The 23328-nt window shown below is 45.4% G+C and carries 21 protein-coding genes and 1 other annotated feature; of the genes, 5 read left to right on the top strand and 16 right to left on the bottom strand.

All coding sequences use genetic code 11. The features are described from left to right. Positions 1-29: 29 nt before the first annotated feature. The 5 genes from ACESZH_RS10020 to ACESZH_RS10000 all read right to left on the bottom strand — a co-directional run bounded on the left by ACESZH_RS10020 (position 30) and on the right by ACESZH_RS10000 (position 2911). A complete protein-coding gene (locus ACESZH_RS10020) occupies positions 30-1037 on the bottom strand; it encodes an aldo/keto reductase (RefSeq protein ID WP_373215238.1) in 1008 nt (335 codons plus the stop codon). 99 nt (positions 1038-1136) lie between these two features. After that, positions 1137-1694, bottom strand: a complete 558-nt coding sequence (gene efp / locus ACESZH_RS10015; RefSeq protein WP_373215240.1) for an elongation factor P — start codon at positions 1692-1694, stop codon at positions 1137-1139. A 65-nt stretch (positions 1695-1759) separates the two neighbouring features. Further along, positions 1760-2281, bottom strand: coding sequence for a shikimate kinase (locus ACESZH_RS10010; RefSeq protein ID WP_373215242.1), 522 nt, complete (start codon positions 2279-2281; stop codon positions 1760-1762). After that, positions 2278-2781, bottom strand: coding sequence for a YqeG family HAD IIIA-type phosphatase (locus ACESZH_RS10005; RefSeq protein ID WP_373215244.1), 504 nt, complete (start codon positions 2779-2781; stop codon positions 2278-2280). Before ACESZH_RS10005 ends, ACESZH_RS10010 begins: the two co-directional genes overlap by 4 nt. Positions 2782-2794: 13 nt before the next feature. Next, complete coding sequence (locus tag ACESZH_RS10000; RefSeq protein ID WP_373215246.1) at positions 2795-2911, bottom strand: DUF6783 domain-containing protein; 117 nt, start codon at positions 2909-2911, stop codon at positions 2795-2797. Between ACESZH_RS10000 and ACESZH_RS09995 the strand changes: the two genes are divergently transcribed. Then, positions 2871-3014 carry a DUF6783 domain-containing protein gene (locus ACESZH_RS09995; protein WP_373215248.1) on the top strand — a complete coding sequence of 48 codons (144 nt, stop codon included), beginning with the start codon at positions 2871-2873 and terminating at the stop codon, positions 3012-3014. The two genes, ACESZH_RS10000 and ACESZH_RS09995, sit on opposite strands and share 41 nt — an antisense overlap. Here ACESZH_RS09995 and ACESZH_RS09990 read toward each other — a convergent pair. The 3 genes from ACESZH_RS09990 to ACESZH_RS09980 form a co-directional block, all read right to left on the bottom strand. Then, positions 2951-3811: a patatin family protein gene (locus tag ACESZH_RS09990; protein WP_373215251.1), complete on the bottom strand. Its 861-nt coding sequence runs from the start codon at positions 3809-3811 to the stop codon at positions 2951-2953. The genes ACESZH_RS09995 and ACESZH_RS09990 overlap by 64 nt on opposite strands. A gap of 17 nt (positions 3812-3828) precedes the next feature. After that, positions 3829-5193, bottom strand: coding sequence for a citrate/2-methylcitrate synthase (locus ACESZH_RS09985; protein ID WP_373215253.1), 1365 nt, complete (start codon positions 5191-5193; stop codon positions 3829-3831). A 156-nt stretch (positions 5194-5349) separates the two neighbouring features. After that, a complete protein-coding gene (locus ACESZH_RS09980) occupies positions 5350-6567 on the bottom strand; it encodes an aminotransferase class I/II-fold pyridoxal phosphate-dependent enzyme (RefSeq protein WP_373215255.1) in 1218 nt (405 codons plus the stop codon). A 186-nt stretch (positions 6568-6753) separates the two neighbouring features. Between ACESZH_RS09980 and gdhA the strand changes: the two genes are divergently transcribed. Continuing rightward, positions 6754-8088: an NADP-specific glutamate dehydrogenase gene (gdhA, locus tag ACESZH_RS09975; protein WP_373215257.1), complete on the top strand. Its 1335-nt coding sequence runs from the start codon at positions 6754-6756 to the stop codon at positions 8086-8088. Between the two features lie 94 nt (positions 8089-8182). Here the strand turns inward: gdhA and sigG are convergent, their stop codons facing one another. Together sigG and ACESZH_RS09965 are read right to left on the bottom strand one after the other, a co-directional pair. Beyond that, complete coding sequence (gene sigG / locus ACESZH_RS09970; RefSeq protein WP_373215259.1) at positions 8183-8962, bottom strand: RNA polymerase sporulation sigma factor SigG; 780 nt, start codon at positions 8960-8962, stop codon at positions 8183-8185. A gap of 275 nt (positions 8963-9237) precedes the next feature. Then, positions 9238-9492 carry a YlmC/YmxH family sporulation protein gene (locus tag ACESZH_RS09965; RefSeq protein WP_373215262.1) on the bottom strand — a complete coding sequence of 85 codons (255 nt, stop codon included), beginning with the start codon at positions 9490-9492 and terminating at the stop codon, positions 9238-9240. A gap of 179 nt (positions 9493-9671) precedes the next feature. Here ACESZH_RS09965 and nrdR point away from each other — a divergent pair, with 179 nt between their 5' ends. Further along, entirely contained in the window at positions 9672-10121 is a 450-nt protein-coding gene (gene nrdR / locus ACESZH_RS09960) for a transcriptional regulator NrdR (RefSeq protein WP_373215364.1), read from the top strand. A gap of 55 nt (positions 10122-10176) precedes the next feature. On the opposite strand, the gene ACESZH_RS09955 is transcribed toward nrdR, so the two are convergent. Beyond that, positions 10177-11121 carry an AEC family transporter gene (locus ACESZH_RS09955; RefSeq protein ID WP_373215264.1) on the bottom strand — a complete coding sequence of 315 codons (945 nt, stop codon included), beginning with the start codon at positions 11119-11121 and terminating at the stop codon, positions 10177-10179. Continuing rightward, positions 11118-12587 carry a polyphosphate:AMP phosphotransferase gene (pap, locus tag ACESZH_RS09950; protein ID WP_373215266.1) on the bottom strand — a complete coding sequence of 490 codons (1470 nt, stop codon included), beginning with the start codon at positions 12585-12587 and terminating at the stop codon, positions 11118-11120. The genes ACESZH_RS09955 and pap overlap by 4 nt, the downstream gene beginning before the upstream one ends. A gap of 186 nt (positions 12588-12773) precedes the next feature. Here pap and ACESZH_RS09945 point away from each other — a divergent pair, with 186 nt between their 5' ends. Beyond that, positions 12774-13367 carry a LysE family transporter gene (locus tag ACESZH_RS09945; RefSeq protein ID WP_373215268.1) on the top strand — a complete coding sequence of 198 codons (594 nt, stop codon included), beginning with the start codon at positions 12774-12776 and terminating at the stop codon, positions 13365-13367. 51 nt (positions 13368-13418) lie between these two features. On the opposite strand, the gene ACESZH_RS09940 is transcribed toward ACESZH_RS09945, so the two are convergent. The 3 genes from ACESZH_RS09940 to ACESZH_RS09930 form a co-directional block, all read right to left on the bottom strand. Further along, positions 13419-17774, bottom strand: a complete 4356-nt coding sequence (locus tag ACESZH_RS09940; protein WP_373219896.1) for a DctP family TRAP transporter solute-binding subunit — start codon at positions 17772-17774, stop codon at positions 13419-13421. Continuing rightward, a complete protein-coding gene (locus tag ACESZH_RS09935; RefSeq protein ID WP_373215272.1) occupies positions 17775-18272 on the bottom strand; it encodes a TRAP transporter small permease in 498 nt (165 codons plus the stop codon). Between the two features lie 61 nt (positions 18273-18333). Next, positions 18334-18577, bottom strand: a binding site (T-box leader). 236 nt (positions 18578-18813) lie between these two features. Continuing rightward, positions 18814-20571 (bottom strand): IS1634 family transposase, encoded by a 1758-nt coding sequence (locus ACESZH_RS09930; RefSeq protein WP_373215274.1) that lies wholly within the window; start codon positions 20569-20571, stop codon positions 18814-18816. Positions 20572-20905: 334 nt separating this feature from the next. Between ACESZH_RS09930 and ACESZH_RS09925 the strand changes: the two genes are divergently transcribed. Then, a complete protein-coding gene (locus tag ACESZH_RS09925) occupies positions 20906-22048 on the top strand; it encodes an acyltransferase family protein (RefSeq protein WP_373215276.1) in 1143 nt (380 codons plus the stop codon). Between the two features lie 39 nt (positions 22049-22087). On the opposite strand, the gene ACESZH_RS09920 is transcribed toward ACESZH_RS09925, so the two are convergent. Continuing rightward, positions 22088-23323, bottom strand: a complete 1236-nt coding sequence (locus ACESZH_RS09920) for a DNA polymerase IV (RefSeq protein ID WP_373215278.1) — start codon at positions 23321-23323, stop codon at positions 22088-22090. Positions 23324-23328: the final 5 nt, after the last annotated feature.

Raw genomic sequence — 23328 nt, 5'->3', positions numbered from 1 at the left:
GCTTTTTTTGTTAAATATGGTGTCAAAAATCATTCTCCAAATTCTTCCGCACATTTTTTCAGCTTCTGGCGGATCGGCAGATGATACGGACATCTGCTCTCACACTCTCCGCACTCAACGCAGGCAGAAGCCTTCACCGGAAGGCCAAAATAGCGTTCTTTTGCCCAGTCAGCCAGATTGTACCGCTCCAGATATCCTGCAAACAGGAAAACACTTGGGATGTTGATTCCTACAGTACAAGGCGCACAGTAATTACAGCGCCGGCAAAAATCCGTTCCCAGCTCCTGACGGATTTTCTCCAGCTCAGCCTTCTCTTCTTCTGTGATGGGACTGGTATCTGAACAAGCCCTTACATTTTCATCCAGCTCCGCAATATCTGCCATTCCGGGTATCACAACCGTCACAGCCGGATTGGAACAGACATAACGGAGAGCCAGTGCAGCATTTTCAATGGCTCCTCCTGCCAGGGGCTTCATATCTATAAATCCAATATTCTTCTCCCTGCATTTTGCAATCAGCTCTTCCCCCTGGTTTTCTACGATGTTGTAAGGGAACATGATGGTTTCTACCCAGTCCAATGAAAGCGCGCGCTCAAACACTGCTGTCGAATGGGCTGTCAGTCCCAAATGCCCGATCTTTCCGGCAGCCTTTGCCTCCAGAAGAGCCTCCAGTGCTCCCCCCTCTCCCACAATCGTATCAAGCTGCTCCATGCTTGGATTATGTACCTGATACAGGTCAATATAGTCTGTCCGCAAATTCTTAAGGCTTATCTCAATGTCTGCTGCCATGGCATCCTTTGTTCTGGACATGCTCTTTGTTGCCAGGACAAATCTGTTCCGGATTCCTTCCAGGCCATAGCCCAGATATTCTTCGCTCACCGTGTAGCTTCTGGCTGTGTCGATATAGTTTACGCCTGACTCGGCAAGCTTCTTCATTAATTCCCTTGTTCCCTGGGCATCAATCCTCTGAATGGGGATTCCTCCAAAGCCCATTCTGGAAATGCGCAGACCTGTTTTTCCTAATGTTGTATATTCCATATTCTCCTCCTGCCTCTCTCTGGCCAATTACCTGTCTCTCGTTTTATCAAATTGCAAAACTGCCATCGGTTCACACCGATGGCAGTACATATTCTCCAATTATACTCTGGAAAGATATTCTCCGGATCTGGTATCAATTTTCAGCTTGTCTCCCTCATTAACAAACAACGGAACCATAACCTGTGCCCCCGTCTCTACGGTAGCCGGTTTCGTAGCTCCCTGAGCAGTGTTTCCTGCAAAGCCAGGTTCGGTTTCTGTAACAAGAAGCTCTACGAACAACGGCGGTTCAATTGCAAATACGTTGCCGTTATGAGAACATATTTTAACCATTTCATTTTCTTTTACAAACTTAAGAGAATCTCCAACCTGCTCCTCAGTCAGACCAATCTGATCGAAAGTCTCTACGTTCATGAAGTAGAATAAACCGCCGTCGCTGTACAGATACTGCATATCTACACGCTCAATACGTGCGGTAGGGAATTTCTCAGTAGGACGGAAAGATTTCTCTAACACGGATCCTGTGATGATATTTTTGTATTTGGTTCTTACGAAAGCTGCTCCTTTTCCAGGTTTAACATGCTGAAATTCTACGATCTGACATACATTGCCATCAATTTCTACTGTGACGCCGTTTCTGAAATCACCTGCTGAAATCATATTAATATTTCCTCCTTATTGTGCTTCACTTTCATTATTCTATAATACCTGCGCATATTTTTCAACTATTTTTTTGCATATGCTTCCAATTTTTCCTCGATTTCCCGGATCAGCTCCTCAAATGGCTTCACACCTGTTACAACTTGGATATCCGCATACTTTGTGTACACCGGGTCGCGCTGTTTCAGAAGCTTTTTGATTTTTTCATCCTGGTTTTCTCCCTCCAGAAGCGGGTTGCTGCTGTTTCCCTCCAGACGTTTCCGCAGTGTATCTGCAGAGCCTTTCAGATAAACAATGGTACCCAGTTCTTTAAGATATTTCTGGTTCTGCTCCTGAATAGGAAGCCCGGATCCCAGAGAGACCACCTTGCGTTCCTGGTCCTCGATCAAAGCCTTGATAGTTATAGTTTCAAGGGCGCGATAATATGGTTCCCCGAATCTCTGGAAAATCTCCTTTACACTTAAATCCATTTTCTTTGTAATTACTCTGTCAACATCCACGAACGGCAGTCCCAGATCATTGGACAGACGTTTTCCCACACGTGTCTTACCTGAACCCATAAATCCTATGATCACGATATGGTTCATGAATCCCCCTCCTCTTTCATGTAAAAATATAGAATAATTTTTTCGAGATAACGCTTCAGGACAATCTGGATCTCTTCCTTGGGATGGATCGGCTTTACCAGAAAGGTCTGCAGTCCCGCCCTTTTTGCGCCGTAAATGTCAGTAAAAAGCTGATCTCCTACGAAAACCGTATTCTTTGTATCTGTTCCCAGAATCTCCATAGCTTTTTGGTATCCCTTTACAGAAGGCTTTCCTGCATCTTCCAGGTAATGGGCTCCCACTGCTGAAGCGAAGGGCTCGACGCGCGGCTTTTTGTTATTGGAAACCAGACAGCAGCCAAAACCCCTTTCATGGAGCTTCTCAAACAGCCTTACCGCCCTTTCATCAGCCGGAGCACCGTGGGGCACAAGGGTATTGTCAATGTCAAACAAAATCCCCCTGATTCCTTTTCTGTACAGCCCATCATAATCTATCTCATATGCGGAATCCAGATATTCATCCGGAAAAAAGCTCTTAAACATCCCAACCTCATCCTTAATTTCTGCGTTTTCTCCTAGAGCGTGTTTGAAAATTCATTCCAGTCATCTGCACGCCCCACTTTGCGGTATATTTGTCTCTCACAAATTGTGACGCACATCTGGCTGAAAGCATTTTTCAAGCACGCTCTAAGCTCTTTAAAGAGCAAAACTGTCAGCCTTTCAGATATGCCTGCATTTCATCAAAACGCTCTTTCATCACATCCATGCCATGCTGATAAAACTCTGTCAGTTTCCGGGTATTCTGTTCAGTTCTGGAAACGGTTTCCATCTCCGGCCTGATTACAAAAATATGACCTTCCTGTTCCCATTTTTCAATAAGCTCCAAGGTACGGTTGTAATTTCTGTACCGCGTCAGCAGCGTATTCAAAAACTCCGGATACTCTTTAAATGCTGCAATATAAAGTGCCCGGCTCTTACCCGGCTTTTTCTTACGGTAGCCTTTGTTTCTGGTAAGGATCACCACGTTCTTGCGGTAACCTTTTTCCATTGCATGTATGATTGGTATGGAATCTGCAATTCCTCCGTCAAGACAGGGCGCTCCGTCCACCATCACCATATCACTGGCTACAGGGATACTGGAGGATGCACGGCAGATTGCCAGCAGCCTTTCTCTGCTTTCTTTCTCTGACAAATACCTGGCTTTTCCCGAAAGACAATTGGTTACCACCAGCTCACAGTCCATATCTGACTGAAAATAGGTATCAAAATCAAAGGGAAAAATTCTGTTCGGATATTGGTCAAAAATCATATCCATATCAAACAGCCGTCCTTTTTTCAATGCTCCCCTGGTGGCAATATACCGGTTCTTTCTTTCCCGCACGATCATACAGTTTTTGGTACGTTCCGGCTGCCCGGAAAGATAGTCCATGGCATTACAGGCCCCGGCGGACACACCGATCACATAAGAAAACTTCTCTTCCCTCTCCATCAGATAATCCAGGACTCCGGCTGTAAACACCCCCCGGTTGCCGCCGCCCTCCAGAACCAGTGCTGATCCATTTAATTCCGTCATACTCTCACTTGCCTTTCTTAGCTGCGCTCATTCAGCGGAACATATGCTGCCGGCTCCAGAACATTCTTATAAGCCGGACGGATGATCTTATCCGTATTGATAAGCTCCTCCATACGATGTGCGCTCCATCCAACAATACGCGCCACAGCAAACATAGGCGTATACAGCTCCAATGGCAGATCCAGCATACTGTATACAAATCCGCTGTAAAAATCCACATTGGCACTGACGCCTTTGTAGATATGGCGTTCCTCTGCGATCACCTCAGGCGCCATCCTTTCTACCATGGAATAAAGATTGTAATCCTTTATCCTTCCTTTTTCACGGGCAAGGGTTTCCACAAAGCTTTTCAGAACCTCTGCTCTTGGGTCGGAAACGGAATAGATTGCATGACCCATACCATAGATCAGCCCTCTTCTGTCAAATGCCTCTTTATGGAGAAGCTTCTTCAGATAATCCCTTACCGCATCCTCGTCCCCAATGTCAGAAATATTTTTCTTCATGTCATGGAACATGCTGACAACCTTAATATTGGCACCGCCGTGCTTTGGTCCCTTCAGGGAACCAAGTGCTGCTGCAATGGCAGAATAAGTGTCTGTTCCTGAAGATGAAACTACGTGAGTTGTAAAAGTAGAGTTATTTCCTCCACCGTGCTCCATATGGAGGATCAGAGCCAAATCCAGAATTTTTGCTTCCAAATGGGAATACTTTTTATCCGGTCTGAGCATTCTCAGAATATTTTCCGCAGTGGAAAGCCCCTTCTTTGGATTATGAATGTAAAGGCTCTTTCCACAAATATAGTGGTTATACGCCTGATATCCGTATACGGACAAAAGCGGAAATACACTGATCAGATTCAGACACTGCCGAAGTACGTTTGGCAGGGAGATGTCATCTGGATTCTTGTCATAACAGTAAAGAGTCAGAACGCTTCTGGAAAGAGCATTCATAATGTCCTTTGACGGTGCCTTCATGATAACATCTCTTACAAAATTCGTGGGTAGAGATCTCTGGTTTGTAAGAAGCTTTGAAAACTCTTCCAGCTCCTCGCTGTTAGGAAGCTTTCCGAAAAGCAAAAGATACGTCGTCTCCTCAAAACCGAAACGGTCATCATTAACAAATCCCCTTGTCAGCTCCTTAATGTCATAGCCGCGATAGGAAAGGCTGCCCGCGCAGGGAACCTCTTTTCCGTCCACAACCTTCACTGCATTTACATTGGAAACCTGAGTCAGACCTGCCAGAACACCCTTTCCGTTTACATCACGCAGCCCGCGCTTTACGTCATATTTTGCGTAAAGGGACAGGTCAAGGCTTGTATTCTCCGTACAAATGTCTGTCAGTCTCTCAATTTCCGGTGTCACTTTCATATTAAATCCTGCCATAGTTTAATCCCCTTTCTTTTTTCAGCTCTTCGATAATTTTATCCTCCTTACCCCTCACGGATATTTCGTACTGTCCATCAATCGTTGGCCGATAAATCTATTATAGCATTAATTTTTTCCAAGGTCTATATCCTAAAATTTTGTGTAGATACCACCTTAGCTCTGCTTGTATGTACTGAGGAAGTCCCTCAGCTTTGCTGCCGCTTTTTCCAATTGAAGCACATTCGGCAGATATACAACGCGGAAATGATCCGGTTCTCCCCAGTTAAAGCCCTTGCCCGGTACAAGCAATACTTGCTTTTCATGAAGAAAATCCAACGCAAACTGCTCATCATCTGTAATTCCGAATTTCTTTGTATCGATCTTCGGAAAAATATAAAAGGCTGCCTTTGGTTTTACTGCTGTAATCCCCGGAATGTCTGTCAGAGCCTTATAAATATACTCTCTCTGCTCATACACCCTTCCGCCCGGCTGGATGTATTCGTTGACGCTCTGGTAACCGCCCAATGCTGTCTGCACGATAGCCTGAGCCGGAACATTGGAGCACAGACGCATGGAGGAAAGCATGTTTAAGCCCTCTATGTAGCTCTTTGCCCTGTGTTTCGCACCGCTCAGAACCATCCAGCCGATCCTGAATCCGGCGATCATATGGGATTTTGACAGACCGGAAAAGGTTACGCAGAAAACATCTGGTGCCAGGGATGCTATGGAGGTATGCTCATATCCGTCCATCACAAGACGATCATAGATCTCATCGGAAAAAATGATCAGCTCATGCTCCCTTGCCACCTGGACGATCTGTTCCAGGATTTCCTTTGGATATACGGCTCCGGTGGGATTGTTTGGATTGATGATCACGATAGCCTTTGTTCTGTCTGTGATCTTGCTGCGGATATCTTCTATATCCGGGTACCATTCAGACTGCTCATCACAAATATAATGCACTGCCTTTCCTCCTGCCAGAGTCGCCGTAGCAGTCCACAGCGGATAATCCGGGGAAGGAATCAGAATTTCGTCACCGTTATTTAGAAGTGCCTGCATACACAGATTGATAAGTTCGCTGACACCGTTTCCTGTATATATATCATTCATCGTCACACCTGGAATCTTTTTCAGTTGTGAATACTGCATGATTGCCTTTCTGGCAGAGAAAATCCCTTTAGAATCCGAATATCCCTGGGAAGTGCGGACGTTGCTGAGCATATCCAGAATAACCTCCTGCGGCGCGGAGAATCCGAACGGATAAGGATTTCCAATATTCAGCTTCAGTATTTCCATACCATCCTCTTCCATTCTCGCGGCCTCATCCACCACCGGACCTCTCACATCGTATAATACATTATCCAATTTGCTGGATTTTTCAAATGTTCTCATAAAATTCACACTCCTCACCTACAAATATCACCTATCATCTCATATTTACCATTTTTTCGCAAGGCTTTCCCAAAATGATTTGCAACATTCATAAAAAAAATCCCATGTTACTCTTTTCTTTTTTAATACTTTAGTGTATAATAGCAAGCGAAAAAATTTTTATATCTTGGATGAGGAGGATTTACAATGTCTTATACCGAAGAAGTTTATGAGAGAGTCGTAGCTCAGAATCCGGGCGAGCCGGAGTTCCACCAGGCAGTAAAAGAAGTTCTGGATTCTTTGAAAGTAGTAATTGACAGAAACGAAGAAGAGTACCGCAGACTTTCCATCCTGGAGCGTCTCGTTGAGCCGGAAAGAATCATCTCCTTCCGCGTTCCGTGGGTAGACGATAAAGGCGTGGTTCAGGTAAACAAAGGTTACCGCGTACAGTTTAACAGCGCAATCGGACCTTACAAGGGAGGTCTCCGCTTCCATCCGTCCGTAAACCAGAGCATTCTGAAATTCTTAGGTTTTGAACAGATCTTCAAAAACTCTCTGACCGGTCTTCCGATCGGCGGCGGCAAAGGTGGTTCCAACTTTGACCCGAAGGGCAAATCTGACAGAGAAGTTATGGCATTCTGCCAGAGTTTTATGACAGAGCTTTCCAAATATATTGGTGCTGACACAGACGTTCCTGCAGGCGATATCGGTGTGGGCGGACGTGAGATCGGATATTTATTCGGACAGTATAAGAGAATCCGCGGTCTGTATGAAGGTGTTCTGACTGGAAAGGGTCTTACCTTCGGCGGTTCCCTGATCCGTACCCAGGCTACCGGATACGGCGTTGTTTACATGCTGGATGAGATCATGAAGGCTCACAATGATTCTATGGAGGGCAAAACCTTTGTAGTGACCGGTTCCGGTAACGTTGCGATCTACGCAGTAGAAAAAGCTCAGCAGATGGGTGCTAAAGTTGTTGCCATGAACGACTCCAACGGATATATCTATGATCCGGAAGGCATTAAGCTGGATATCGTAAAAGATATCAAAGAAGTAAAACGCGGACGTATCAAAGAATACGCAGAGCGGGTTGAGGGTGCTACCTATACAGAAGGTCTTGGCATCTGGAATATCAAATGTGACGTTTATCTGCCATGTGCAACTCAGAACGAGCTTGATCTTGAGGGTGCTAAGGTTCTGGTTGCAAACGGCTGCAAATATGTTGTAGAGGGAGCTAACATGCCTACCACTCTGGACGCTACCAACTATGTAATGGAAAACGGCGTTCTGTTTATGCCTGGAAAGGCTGCAAACGCAGGCGGTGTTGCTACTTCCGCCCTGGAGATGAGCCAGAACTCCATGAGACTTTCCTGGACAGCTGAAGAGGTTGATGCGAAGCTTCACAACATTATGAAGGATATCTTCCAGAAAGCTGATGAGGCTGCAAAACGTTATGACATGGAAGACAACTATGTTGTAGGCGCAAACATCGCAGGCTTCGAGAAGGTTGTGGATGCTATGAAGGCACAGGGTATCTGCTAATTAAAGAATCTGTCGCTGGCAGCTTCTTATGTTTCCTGAGACATTAAGGCCTTCCGCTTTGTATTTACTGCAAGGCGGAAGGCTTTTTTGACCTTTACGGTCTCAGATAGTTCTTCATGGATTTCAGCGCATTTTTTTCCAGGCGGCTGACCTGCGCCTGGGAGATGCCGATTTCCCCAGCCACCTCCATCTGTGTTTTTCCCTCAAAAAAACGCAGCTCAATAATATGCCTCTCCCTGTCATTGAGACGCTGCATGGCTTCCCGCAAAGAAAGATTTTCGATCCAGTGGTCTTCTTTGTTTTTCTTATCGCTGATCTGATCCATTACATAGAGGGTGTCACCGCCCTCTGTATATACTGGCTCAAAGAGACTTACCGGATTTTGGATCGCGTCCATGGCATAAACGATAGTTTCTTTCTCTATGCCGATCTCCTCCGCGATTTCCGCTATGGTAGGCTCCTTTAAGTGCTGCTTTACGTAGTTTTCTTTTGCATATATGGCTTTGTAGGCAATGTCCCGCAGGGAACGGCTGACACGGATGGAATTGTTGTCACGGAGATACCGCCTGATTTCTCCGATGATCATGGGTACCGCATAGGTAGAAAATTTTACATTCAGAGTCGTGTCAAAGTTGTCAATGGCCTTGATCAGACCAATACACCCTATCTGAAACAGATCGTCCACGTTTTCACTGCTGCTTTGAAAGCGCTTGATCACGCTTAATACAAGCCTTAAATTTCCTTTGATGTAAAGTTCCCGGGCTTCTTCGTCTCCCTCCTTGATTCTCCGAAAAAGCTCTTCTTTCTCTTCGGCTTTCAGAACTGGAAGCTTCGCTGTATTGACCCCGCAAATTTCTACTTTGTTAAGTGCCATCTTAAGAATCCTCCTTATCTTCTTTCGTCACTAGAAATGATTCTCAGCCGGGAGGATAAATATACTTTTTTCGGAAAAATATAAAAAATAAAAGCCCTTGACAAAAGCAGAAAATGTTACTGTTCACTCCGTTCACAGCAACACGCTCCGCGGGATGCACAGAAATCGCATAAATGCGATTTCGCGCCTGCCATTCTCGGGTTTTATGTGACCTTTGCTCACATAAAACACCTCGCGTGATATACCTGTGAACAGTAGTTAGAAAATTACAACCTTCAGTCCTTATGGAAGCATTTTTCTTCCTGAATCTCTACCAGAATAATGTCATCCCCAATCTGGCGGATACATTCCCAGGGTATAACATATTCACTGTCTCTTCCAAAAAATCCGCAAAAATGCCCTGGTCCGGGTACAACCAGGGCTGTCAGACGGCCTGTGGCACAGTTAAACTCCACATCGATGGGGCATCCCAGGCTACGGCAGGTACAGATGTTGATGATTTCCTTTTGCTTTAACTCACAAAGGCGCATAGATAACCACTTTTTCGCAACAGATTAAAAAGTTGCTTTTTTCAAAATTTATGCTTGACAAATGCGAAATATGCCTGTCGTCTTGTTGACATAACAACAAAAAATACAGTATAATAGTCCAATAAAACAGAGTTTCGGGACATGGCAGGAAGGGTGCCATGGAGAAAGGGGAGAGTTCCATGAAATGTCCATATTGTAATCAGGATAATACAAGAGTCGTGGATTCCCGGCCAGTGGAGGATACAAACTCCATACGCCGCCGCAGATTGTGCGATTCCTGCGGAAGAAGGTTTACCACATATGAAAAGGTGGAAACCATACCACTGACCGTAATCAAAAAGAATCAAAACCGCGAACAATACAGCCGCTCCAAGTTAATGGACGGCATCCGTCGCGCCTGCTATAAGCGTCCCATCTCAAGCGAACGGCTTGAGGAAATGATGGATTCCATCGAAGGGGATATTTTTAAGACCGAAGAAAAAGAAATTTCCAGTACCACCATCGGCGAGATTGTAATGAATCACCTGAAAGACCTGGACTCCGTAGCATATGTCCGTTTTGCTTCCGTGTACCGGGAATTTAAAGATGTCAGCACCTTTATGGATGAGCTGAAAAAATTTATGAATTAAGAAATAGTAACAGGGCGCCAAATGGCGCCCTTTAAAATGCAGATGAACAGATGATTTAAATGAATCCCATAGTCCGCAGCAGAAACAGCCATCCGGTAAGGGTAAAGGCGCTGAAAAGAGTTGTGAGCATAACCGTATTGGATGTCAATACGCCCTTATGCCCCATGTTCCGGGCCATGATATAGCAACTGACGGTTGTGGCAGTTCCTAACATAACCAGTATAGCTACTAATTTTTCCGTGCGGAAGCCAAGGTTTATGGCTATGGGCAGGAAGACCGCCGCAAGGCCCACTAACTTTATAAAAGAGGCAAGAACTGCTGGTTTCAGGCAGGCTGACACATCTTTCATTTCAAAAGAAGCCCCCATAGCCATCAGACCCAAAGGTGTGGCCAGGGCAGACAGATTTTTCACGGTTTTCCCAAGGATAGGAAGCATGGGAATCCTCAGAACCGACCAGATCATCCCCGCAACAATGCCCAGAATAATAGGATTGGTTACGATTTCCAGAAGGGTTTCTTTTAACAGGCGCTTATCCAGTTTTTTCCGGTCAGGCTTCATAAAGCTGAGCACCACAACCGCACATATATTATAAAGAGGTACCGTGCCAATGATCATCAGCGGGCCCATGCCTGCATTTCCGTAAATGTTTTGGATAAAAGCAATGCCCAGGATAGCCGCGCTGCTGCGGTAGGACGCCTGGATAAATTCGCCCTGGATGGACTTGTCTTTTAACAAAAAGGAAACTGCTGTCACACCCAAAACCGACAACAGGGTGGCAAAAAAACAGAACAACACAAAGGATGTGTCCCACACTTCAATAAAATCCACAGAAGCCAGATCTTCAAACAGCAATACCGGCAGCGCAGCCCGAAATACGAATTTATTTGTTTTCTCCACAAAATGGTCATCCATTAATGCTGTTTTCTTAAAAAACCATCCTAATATCATGGTAAAAAAAACTGGTAAGGTCGCATTTAAGCTAAAAATCAAATTGCTCATTTCAGTGCCTTCTCAAGCTGTTCAATCACGATTTTCAAAGCTTTGATCCTTGCATATTTTTTGTCCACGGATTCCAGAATATACCAGGGAGCGTAGACGGTGCTGGTCTTTGTGAGCATTTCATTGATGGCGCCCTCATAGGCATCCCATTTTTCCCGATTCCGCCAGTCCTCGTCTGTGATCTTCCACTGTTTTTCCGGATTGTTCTGACGATCGGTAAATCTGGCGAGCTGGGTGTCCTTGTCTATCTGAACCCAGAATTTGATGATCACAGCACCCCAGTCGGACAGTTCCTTTTCAAATTCATTCATTTCATTGTAGGCTCTTTTCCAGTCGTTTTCGCTGCAAAAGCCTTCCAGACGTTCTACCATGACTCTTCCGTACCAGGTCCGGTCAAAAATGGCAATGTGTCCGTCCTTTGGAAGCCTTGTCCAGAAACGCCACAGATAATGGCGGGATTTCTCGTGAGGCTCCGGGCTTGCGATTGGATGAACCTCAAAGCCTCTGGGATCAAGTGCCTCGGTAATGCGCTTGATATTGCCGCCCTTTCCTGCTGCGTCCCAGCCCTCGTAGGTGATGATCACCGGGATCCGTTTCCGGTAGAGGCGGTTATGAAGCTCGCCCAGCTTTTTCTGAAGCTGTTTCAGCTCTGCCTTGTAATCCTCATCACTGATTTCCTTTCCTTCCAGTTCAATTTCGGAAAGCTTGGGCATTTTTACAAGAGGAAAGACATTTTGAAGCAGAGGAGTGGAATGACCGCTGTTCTGCATTGCCACCTCGATATTGCTTACCATGGTTTCCAATATCTGTAATTCCGCCCACTTTTTGTCTGTTGCATCAATGATATACCACGGCGCTGTCGAGGTATTGGTATCCGTAAGATATTTGTCAAAAATTTTCCGGCACTTTTTATAGTGCTCATTCTGCCATCTGTCAAACTCCGCTACACGCCAGTCTGTATCCTTACTGTCTAATAAAGCGTTCATTCGACGGGTCTGCTCCTCTTTATCGATTTCCATAAAAAACTTCAGAACCAGATATCCGTTATCCGTAAGCTGACGCTCAAACCGTTTGATGCTGTCAATCCTTTTTGCATAGGCTTCTCCCTTCAGCCCATCCAGACAGTCTTTACAGGTCTGCTCCATCCATCCGGAATCGAGAAAAGTAAATTTACCAGCTTCCGGAATCTGCTTAAAATACCGATAGAGGAATGGTCGGCGCAGTTCTTCTTCTGTTGGAGCAGACATGGTAGCTACTTTAAAAAATCTCGGGTCTATATTTTTGATGACCTTTCCAATAGAGCTGCCCTTTCCGGAAGCACCCCATCCTTCAAACAGCACAAGCACAGGAAGCTTATGCTCCTTAATCTTCATCTGCAGTTCATAAAGCTTTTGGCTGGCCGCTTTTAGCCGCTCCTTGATTTCTTCCTTTTCCGGTCTTTCTTCCGGAGCCCAGTTCTTTAACATACGCCGTTCCTCCTCTTCCTTTCTATTTTCTTTCATTTTAGATAGTATTTTGAAAATATTATGAATATTATAACATATCTTTATTTATTTTTCGACCTTTTTATGGAAATCTATCAGAAAAATACTTTTAAAACCCACTGAAAAATATTATAATAGACGGCAGAAATATAAAAGGAGAATCTTTCCATGCCTATATCCGTTTTTATCGATATGACTCTTTCTGCCATCATTACTGTATGGTCCCCGGGACCTAATAACATTCTGCTTTTATCAACTGCCAGCCAATACGGTGTAAAAAAGAATTTCCGTTTTATGCTTGGTATCTGGACCGGCTCCCTGACTCTTATGTGCTTAAGCGGAATTTTCTGCAGCACCCTGGGAAATCTCATCCCCGGTATCCAGCCTGTCATGAAATATATCGGCGCTGCCTATATTCTTTATCTTGCCTGGCAGACAGCCAAACGTCAGCCACCCTCTGCCAGCGTACAGGAAAAAGAGCCCTCGTATGTGATGGGAATCTTTCTTCAGCTTGTAAATGTGAAGATTATCATCTACGGACTGACTATGTTTTCTTCCTACATACTTCCATATGAGTCAGCCATTCCTGTTCTCTTCTTTTTCGCTGTGTATCTTATGATCCTGGGGGCTTTGGGAAATCTCATCTGGGCGTTTGCCGGAAATATTCTGAACCGCTTCTACGCAGACCATTATAAGGTTATGAATGCAGTCATGGCGCTTCTTCTTGTCTGGTGTGCACTGCGGATCATGGGAATCCTGTAATGCAAAGGGGACTGGCGCATCCATACGTCAGTCCCCTTTCTCTTTTAACTTTTATTCTTTAAAGGTATCCACAAGTTCCTGGGCGTCATCATAGCCCTGGTCTTTCAGTTCCTCTACGAACCAGTCTTCCACGCCTTCTACAGCTTCCTTGAAGGAATCAATATCCAGATCTTCCTTTGCTGTAAAGGTCACACCGTTTTTCTCTTCCCAGCGGCTCATGATCTCCTCATCGCCGGAACGGTTAATGTCTCGCTCATATTCTGTAGCGATCTGTCCGCATTCGTCCACAACTGCCTGCTGCTCAGGTGTCAGGCTGTCATAAACCTCCTGGTTGATGCAGAAAAACAGACAGTCATAAATTGCATCCCACATGGAGCAATACTGCTGTACCTCCTGCACGCTTGCCGCATCAATTGCCGGAAGCGGATTCTCCTGGCCTTCTACTGTATTCTGCTGCAATGCAGTGTAGGTCTCAGACCAGTTCATGTTGGTGGCGTCTGCGCCCCATCTCTTGTAGCATTCCATCAACAGATTGGAGCCTGCCATACGGATCTTCAGGTTTTTCATGTCCTCCACGGATTTGACCTCGCGCACGCCGTTTGTAAGCTGGCGGAAACCGTTTTCTGCGATTCCCATGCAGTGAAGCCCGTATTCACTTAAGATCTCTTTCATCTTTTCTCCGGCTGCACCGTCGAATTTTGCATCTGCGTCCTCCACGGAATCGTAGATAAACGGCAAAGATACCACATTAAATCTTGGGTCAAACGCAGAGTAGATCAGATTGGAATGTAAGGAAACCTGTACCGGGTCGCCGTTCATCAGCGCCTGGATTCCTTCGGACTGGTTTCCGTTTGTAAGCTGGTCTGCTGCGTAAACATTGACTTTGATATTTCCTCCGGTGGCTTTTTCCATCAGTTCACCGAACTTACGGCCTGCTTCTGCCCAGGTAGAGGTTTCTGTTGTGGAACAGGTGAAGTTCCATTCCGTCTCCGGCCAGTCAAGGTCGCTGTGATCTGCCACGTCATAAGTCTTTTCTTCGGCAGCCGTCTCAGTCTCGGAAGTAAAGCTGTCTACAAGCTCCTGTGCATCATCGTAGCCCTGTGCTTTCAGTTCCTCTACGAACCAGTCTTCCACACCTTCTACAGCTTCCTTGAAGGAATCAAGCTCCATATCCTCCTTTGCTGTAAAGGTCACACCGTTTTTCTCTTCCCAACGGCTCATGATCTCCTCGTTGCCGGAACGGTTGATGTATCTCTCGTATTCCGTTGCAAGCTGTCCGCATTCGTCCACAACTGCCTGCTGCTCAGGTGTCAGGCTGTCATAAACCTCCTGGTTAATGCAGAAAAACAGACAGTCATAAATTGCATCCCACATGGAGCAATACTGCTGTACCTCCTGCACGCTTGCCGCATCAATTGCCGGAAGCGGATTCTCCTGGCCTTCTACTGTATTCTGCTGCAATGCAGTGTAGGTCTCAGACCAGTTCATGTTGGTGGCGTCTGCTCCCCATCTCTTGTAGCATTCCATCAACAGATTGGAGCCTGCCACACGGATCTTCAGGTTTTTCATGTCCTCCACGGATTTGACCTCGCGCACGCCGTTTGTAAGCTGGCGGAAGCCGTTTTCTGCGATTCCCATGCAGTGAAGCCCGTATTCACTTAAGATCTCTTTCATCTTTTCTCCGGCTGCACCGTCGAATTTTGCATCTGCGTCCTCCACAGAATCGTAGATAAATGGCAGGGATACCACATTAAATCTCGGGTCAAACGCAGAGTAGATCAGATTAGAATGTAAGGAAACCTGTACCGGGTCGCCGTTCATCAGCGCCTGGATTCCTTCGGACTGGTTTCCGTTTGTAAGCTGGTCAGCAGCGTAAACATTGACTTTGACTTTTCCTCCTGTGGCCTTTTCCATCAGCTCGCCGAACTTGCGGCCGCCTTCTGCCCAGGTGCTGGTTTCTGTGGTGGAACAGGTGAAATTCCACTCCATTTCCGGCCAGTCAAGGTCACTGTGATCCGCCACATCAAAAACAGGAACATCCGCGTCAGAGGTAAAGCTTTCCACTAACTCCTCGGCGTCATCATATCCCTCAGATTTTAACTGCTCAATATACCACTGGTCAATGCCTTCTACTGCTTCTCTGAAGGAGTCAATATCCATATCCTCCTTAGCAGTAAAGGTCACGCCATTTTTGTCCTCCCAACGGCTGGTGATCTCCTCATCGCCGGAACGGTTAATATAACGCTCGTATTCAACAGCTTTCTGGCCCGCCTCATCTACAACAGCCTGCTGCTCAGGTGTCAGTCCGTCATAGATTTCCTGGTTGATACAGAAGAACAGGCAGTCATAAATTACATCCCACATGGAGCAGTAAGGCTGAACCTCCTGCACGCTTGCCGCATCGATAGCCGGAAGCGGATTCTCCTGGCCCTCTACCGTATTCTGCTGCAGTGCGGTGTAAGTCTCAGACCAGTTCATGTTGGTAGCGTCTGCGCCCCATCTCTTATAGCATTCCATCAGCAGATTGGAGCCTGCTACACGGATTTTCAGGTTCTTCATATCCTCCACGGATTTTACTTCACGCACGCTGTTGGTCAGCTCACGGAAGCCGTTTTCTGCAATACCCATGCAGTGGAGACCGTATTCATTTAAAATCTCTTTCATTTTTTCTCCGGCTGCACCGTCGAATTTAGCATCCGCATCTTCTACGGAATCGTAGATAAACGGCAGGGATACCACGTTAAATCTCGGGTCAAATGCGGAGTAGATCAGGTTAGAGTGCATGGAGATCTGTACCGGATCGCCATTCATCAGCGCCTGGATGCCTTCAGACTGGTTTCCGTTTGTAAGCTGGTCGGCAGCGTAAACATTAACCTTTACCTTGCCTCCGGTAGCCTTCTCCATCAGCTCGCCAAACTTACGACCGCCGTCTGCCCAGGTAGAGGTTTCGGTTGTGGAGCAGGCAAAGTTCCATTCCATCTCCGGCCAGTCAAGGTCGCTGTAGTCGCCGATGGTGTCAAAGGAATTGTCCCCGTTGCCGCTGTCGGCTGTCTCGTCATTGGAAGCCACCTCAGCCGCACCAGTTCCCGGATTACCGGAATAAGATCCGTTCTTTGCCAGCGCTTTTGGAAGCGCTACAGAAACTGCCGGAACATAAGTTACAACAGCCAGAACCGCTACACTCGCTACCAGCATCGGCACCACTGCTTTGGAAATCTGCTGCAGAGTAACCTCCATTCCCTTTTTGATCTTGATTCCAATTGCAACGAAAAGGTTTACACCAACAGGCGGTGTTACCTGTCCGATGGCAAGGTTTACGGTTGCCATCACACCAAATGCCACCAGGTCATAGCCAAGGGCTTTGCACACCGGAAGCATGATCGAGATAAAAATGTACATTGCAGAGTTTGCGTCAATAAAGCAGCCTGCAATCAGGAATATAATGTTTACGATCAGCAGGAACGTAAACTGGTTATGTGCAATGCTTGCAAGAAGTGCGGAAGCAGCTTCCGCAATACCGAATTTTGTGCAGACGTAAGAGAACAGGGATGCACATGCCACAATGAGCATAATACCTCCTGTGGTCTTTGCAGATTCCACAAAAATATCGGCCAGATCTTTTAACTTTACCTCGCGGTAGATCACCATACCTACAAACAGTCCGTAAACAACAGATACGGCTGCCGCCTCGGTAGGAGTGAAGACACCTCCGTAAATACCGCCAAGGATGATGACTGGCATCAGGAAGCCCCAGAAGGCATCCTTAAAGGCTGTCCATCTCTCTTTTCCGGTGGCTCTCTGGTGGGTCGGCTTGATATTGTGCTTTTTTGCTTCCAGCATAACCACGATTACCAGAGCAACCCCCATTAAAATACCGGGTACAATACCTGCGGTAAACATATCTGCAATGGAAACGCCTGTGATGGAAGCGTATACAACGAAGGCAATACTTGGCGGTATGACGATGGCGATGGAGCTTGAAGTTGCCATCAATGCCGTAGAGAAAGGTGCTGAAAATCCTCCCTCCTCCACCATGGCCGGGATCAATACCGCTCCAAGAGCTGCAACTGTTGCAGGTCCGGAGCCGGAAATCGCTCCGAAGAAGCAGGCTACGATAACGCACACAATAGCGATACCGCCCTTTTTATGTCCTACACAGGTATCTACAAACTTGATGAGACGTTTGGAGATACCAGCCTTTGCCATAATATTTCCTGACAGTACGAAGAATGGAATTGCCAGGAGCAGGAATTTGCTGATTCCTGAATACATATTTGTCGCAACAATTGTTAAAGATGTTCCTGAATAAAGGATCGCACAGATAGAGGACAGTCCCAGGCAGATCGCGATGGGAACTCCAAGGATCAGGAAAACAAAAAATGAAATAAACAGGATTGCACTTATCATTTATTTATCCTCCTTTTTCATATTGCCTGTGCAGAAATCCACACAATATTCAATAAAGTGAAGAATCATGCAGGCTGCCCCAATCGGTACAAAGGACCAGAAAATCCACTCCGGCCAGTTCAGGACAAAGGTTCTTTTGCCATTTTCTAACTGTGTGATAACCTTGTCCATACCGTACTTGAACAGGACTGCTGTAAAAATAATGCTTAAAACGGTGATCAGGATGACGGATGGCTTTTTCAGCTTTTCCGGCAGACGGTCCGTGATCAGGGTCAGGTTCACAAGCTCACCGTTCCGGCACGCCAAAGCTGCCGCCATCAGTGTGATCAGTACGAACACAGCTACCACCAGTTCCTCTGTAAAGGACCAGGAACGATGGATGACTTTACGTGAAAATACATTTCCCACTGTCAGGACCAGAATCAGCAGGGTAGAAATGATCAGTATGAATTTTTCTACTGCCGCCACTGCGTTCATGATTTTTTTGTAATTTTTCATGCTCTTTCCTCCTCTTGTTACTCGCCGGATTTTGGATTAAACGAAAAAAATCCGTCCCCAAACTAGGGACGGACAACTATCCGCAACCACCCTGTTTCTACCTTGAAACAAGTACGATCCAACAACGTACCGGCATACGCGGTTCCTGTAACGGGGAACGACCGTGGAAACCTACTGGCACTTCCTTGTGTTCGGCTTCCCTTCTCAGGGATGATATTCAAAACAGGCCAACCGCTGCTTTCCACCATTCGCAGCTCTCTGTAGGTCAGGTTTCTGTCTCTACTGATTCCCTTCGCAGAATTTCTCACTTTAAATTTTTATAAATTTAATGAGCTGAAGTTATTCTACACTTTTTTCCCTTTTTCGTCAATACCTACTTTACGTTTTTTATCTTCACGGAAATTGAGCGGAAATTGACCACTTGCAGGGATTGAACTATAAGGTTCTCTTCTAAAGAATATGGTGCTGACTTCTATAGATTCTAAAGGATGGTCTACATCTATGCTACCTGACTTACGTCGTTTCTCTCAAAACCTAGTACTCAGGAGTCAAGCAACATACAGTTTTGGAAGAAATTTTCGATTTCCTTTTTGGAAAGATACAAAGCATCCAGATTGGTTATTCCGGTCAACTCTTTGATTTTTTCGTTGACTGCCTGGTTTCTGGATATATTGATATAGGAGCCATCTGCGCCTCTTGCGACCCGGAAGTCGCGTATAAAGTGAATCAGGTCGTAGGAATTGATCTCGTTTTTAAAAACTTTGATCTCTAATACTCTTAAAAGAAACAAGCTAAGGTAGCAGATTAAAAAATGCCCATAGATTGTTTCTTTTTTTTGCATATAAACCGGGCGCGCATCCAGATAAGATTTCGTGATCCGGAAGGATTCCTCGATCTTCCACAAGTTATGATATGTTTGATAGACCTGAAGCGGCTCCATATCCAGCTCTGATGTAACCATAAGATTGTACCCCGCATACTTCAGATCCTCATCCAGCTTTTCCTGGTCAATCTCTATAACAGGTTGGATTTTCTTTCCGTTCCTGTCCTTGTTGGTTATTTTGATGTATTTCGCAGAATCCCCTAATTCCTCCCGGGTCATTTTCTTATAAGTCGTATAGTTGGAAGCTTTGTCTGCCATTTTCATGATCTCGGCTTTTTGCTTTTTAGCCAGGGCCGGATTGTAAGAAACTATCCGTTTTTCCTTTACTGAAAAAACAGTCACGGTTTCTTCCCCTGTTTTGGGATCGGTTTCTTTAAATTGATAGGAAAAGGTATCTACACAGGACTTGAGACGGTATAAGAGCTTCCCGTCTTTATCCGTGTGATTCTCCCATACATTTTCATCATTTTCTAATACGACCCATTTCTTTTCTTTCCCACTTAAATTTCTGCCATGTATGGATTTAGAGAAAATATATCCATCGTCCGCTTCTTTCACGGCAGCATAGATATTTCTGGCACAGTTGAGCCCTTTATCTGCGACCTGCACTGTCTTTCCGGAGACTTTATAGCGGCTCTTCATTTCCTCAATGATCTTTCGGATATAAGGTTTCTCGGATTCATTTCCGGGATACATCTGCATGGCCAGCGGAACCAGATCTGCATCCAGGAGAAGCGCCTGACCGATGATAGGATCATGCCGGTTCTCTTTGGAAGGTCCTTTCTGCTTATCTTCACAGGGCAGGTCAATCTCAAAATAATAATTCGTACAGTCAAAAAATACATTGCTGAAATCCCTCTGATAGTGCTGCTCATAACAATGGTTAAAGAGTTCGATATATTTTTTATAGGATTCACCGATAAAGGACAATCCATCGTAGACCTGATCCTCTGAGATCGGGGAGCTGTTGTAAAGATGGGGGAAAACAGTGGAAACGGTCTTGGATTTCGAACAGGGATAAATAATCCTGGCAAAAATAAGCTGGGCGATCATATCGTATACACTGAACTGAAAGTGCATTTGAGCTGCCAGGATGTCTATGACTTCCTTGACATTCAGTTCTTCTAAAAGTGTATGGAGGAGAAAATGTCCGAGGTTGAATTCCACGGGGGCAGCAAAAGCGCGCGGACGGGTTTCTTCGGCGAAAGCCGCAGCACGTTCCTCGTTTTTCTGTTTCACAAACTCTTTATAATAAGCGACAGGATCCGGCATTTCATCAGAAATGAGTTCATCTACATAGCCAAAAGCCATGACACTTTTTGAACGCGGCTGTTTCTTTTCTTTATCCCAGTGGGATTCGTACATTTGTAAATATATCCCTTTTTTCTTCTTTTCTTTTCTTAAATAGTATGCCATAACCGACCTCCGAATAAAGTGCTATAAAGTGCTATTATTATAACATATCTTAAAAATTTTTTCAATAAAAAAAGCCCCAAAAGGGCATTGAAAATTTGCTGTAAATATAGGAAAAATCGAGGGTCAGGGGAACAAATGAACAAAGTAGAAAAATGAAAACGACGGAACTTTCCTAGTACTACGATGGAAGACGGGGTTCTCTTCTAAAGAATATGGTGCTGACTTCTATAGATTCTAAAGGATGGTCTACATCTATGCTATAATTTCACCTATTAAAATAACATAGTGTGTCTATGTAAAAACTTAACCAGAAAGATCAATAAGGAGTATAAAAATGTATGATTCGCTTCGTACCTCCCAGAGAGAAAATGACACTGACATCTTCGGCATTGACTATTCCAACTGTCTGAAAGGCGTTGCCATCATTCTCCTGGTTTTTCATCATTGCTTTCTAAGACCGGACCGTTATGAAGGCCAGACCTTAAAGCTGTTTTTTCCGGAATATTATCTGAATTATCTTGCGCTGTTCTGTAAAATCTGCGTCAGCCTCTTTGCTTTCATAAGCGCCTATGGTCTGACGAAAAAAATGATGTCCATGAATACGGATACGGATGCCCGTACACTCAGCAAATCTATTGGCAATCTTATCAGCTCACGCCTTGTAAAGCTGCTGGGAACCTTTATCTTTGCATTTCTTCTCATTGAAGCTGCCAGCATTTTTCTGACTCCCGGCAGACTTTCGGAATGCTATGGGACCAAATTCCCGGATAATGCGGAATATTTCCTTTTGGATATGCTTGGCCTTGCCAATTTTTTTGAAACGCCAACCCTTATTGCCACCTTCTGGTACTATGGTCTTGCCATTTTTATTATTCTGATCGTTCCGCTTTTTTATCTGCTGCTGAAACGCATCGGCACGGTGCCCTTTATGGCGCTGGTCACAGTACTGAATTTTGTAGTGGAATTCCGCGATAAAAATATCCGTCACTATTTTATGTGTGTCGCCATAGGAGTGGTGTGCGCCTATGGAAATACCATTACACGCTGGGTTCATTGCAGGCTCATCCAGTCAGAGATTGGAAACAGTATTTTGAAATTCTGCCTCGAAGGCTTTTCCCTGTTTGTTCTAATGGTCTTAAGGGAGGGACCGCTGAAGTCAGAATTATACTGTTTCTGGGATGCCATTATCCCGCTGATCATAGTCTGCTTCTGCTGTGAATTTCTCTTCCGTATTCCGATACTGAAAGAGGTTTTGAAATTCCTGGGAATTTACTCTGCTAATATCTTCCTTGTGCATAACTTTATCCGTGTAAAATGGTTTTATGATTTCACCTACTCCTTCCAGTATCCGGTTCTCATCGTGCTGGTGCTGCTTGCGGACTCTCTGGTTGTCTCCATTGCCATAGAGCAGTTGAAAAAGCTTTTGCATTATAATCAGCTTCTGAATTGGATCATCGGAAAAATGAAAAGAGCATAAGCGTTCACAGAATGGGAGCAGCCTCATGGCTGCTCCTGTTTAATCTCCCCGATGCCGGATGCTGAATCCTTTGTTAATAGAATCCTTTTTCAAAAAAGAAGCGCGTTTTACCGCATCCCGTCCATATTTCTTCCGTATGGCATCTACCGCCTGGTCCATCTGCTCCCATTTCTCATAGCTTCCATCGTCAAAAAGTGAAAGCTGTCTCGCTTCCTCTTCCTTTGTATGGCTTGTCTGTACCCCGAGAAGCCGTATGGGTCTTCCGTCCCACAGCTCCTCGAACAGTTCGCAGGCTGCCTGGTAAATCTCATTGGTAATATCTGTAGCTGACGGCAAGATCTTCTGGTGAGACATCTTTTTCAACTGGTTATCCTTAATGGTCACGCTTACTACCTGAATCTTCACCTGATCCTTCCGAAGCCGCGCGCCAACGGATTCTGAAAGTGCCAGAAGCACGGTCCGCGCCGCCTCCGCATCCGTCACGTCAAAGCTTATAGTGGTGCTGTTACCATATCCCTTATTCATCTCCGGCTCTGTCTGAACAAGTGAAAAATCAATCCCATTGGCAAAATTCCAGATACTTTCCCCCTGCTTTTTCAAAGTCTTTTTCAGAATTTCCCGGTCCGTTTTTGCCAGCTCGCCAATGGTATGGATTCCCATGGTTTCCAGCTTTTTCACAGTGGATTTGCCCACAAAAAGCAGGTCCCCCACAGGAAGAGGCCACATTTTCTCCTGGATTTCCTCCGGAAAAAGAGTATGTACCTTATCCGGCTTCTCAAAATCAGAAGCCATTTTTGCCAGATATTTATTCCGGGAAATCCCCACGTTCACCGTAAATCCAAGCTCATCCCGAATGCGGTCCTTAATGGTATACGCCGCTTTTACAGGCTCTCCGAAAAGCGCCTGCATTCCTGTCATATCGATGAATGCTTCGTCAATGGAATACTGCTCCACATCCGGAGAATATTCCTGGAGTATTGCCATAAATGCCCTGGAATTTTTCTTATACAGTTCATAGTTAGAGGGAACCAGGTATAGCTGAGGACATTTCCTTCTTGCCTCCATAATGCTTTCTCCTGTGCGCACGCCAAATTTTTTGGCAGGAATGGATTTCGCAAGAATAATTCCCCGTCTCTGTTTTTCATCTCCTCCGATAGCAGCCGGAATAGTCCGAAGGTCAAGCTCCTCCCCCAAAACCTTTATCCGGTACACGGACTCCCAGGACAAAAAAGCCGAATTTACATCAATATGAAAAATAACCCTCTGCTGTTCCATAGCCT

This window comes from Ruminococcus sp. 5_1_39BFAA, from assembly GCF_964240875.1.
Lineage (GTDB): Bacteria > Bacillota > Clostridia > Lachnospirales > Lachnospiraceae > Blautia_A.
This window is presented reverse-complemented; position numbering and strand designations above follow the sequence as displayed.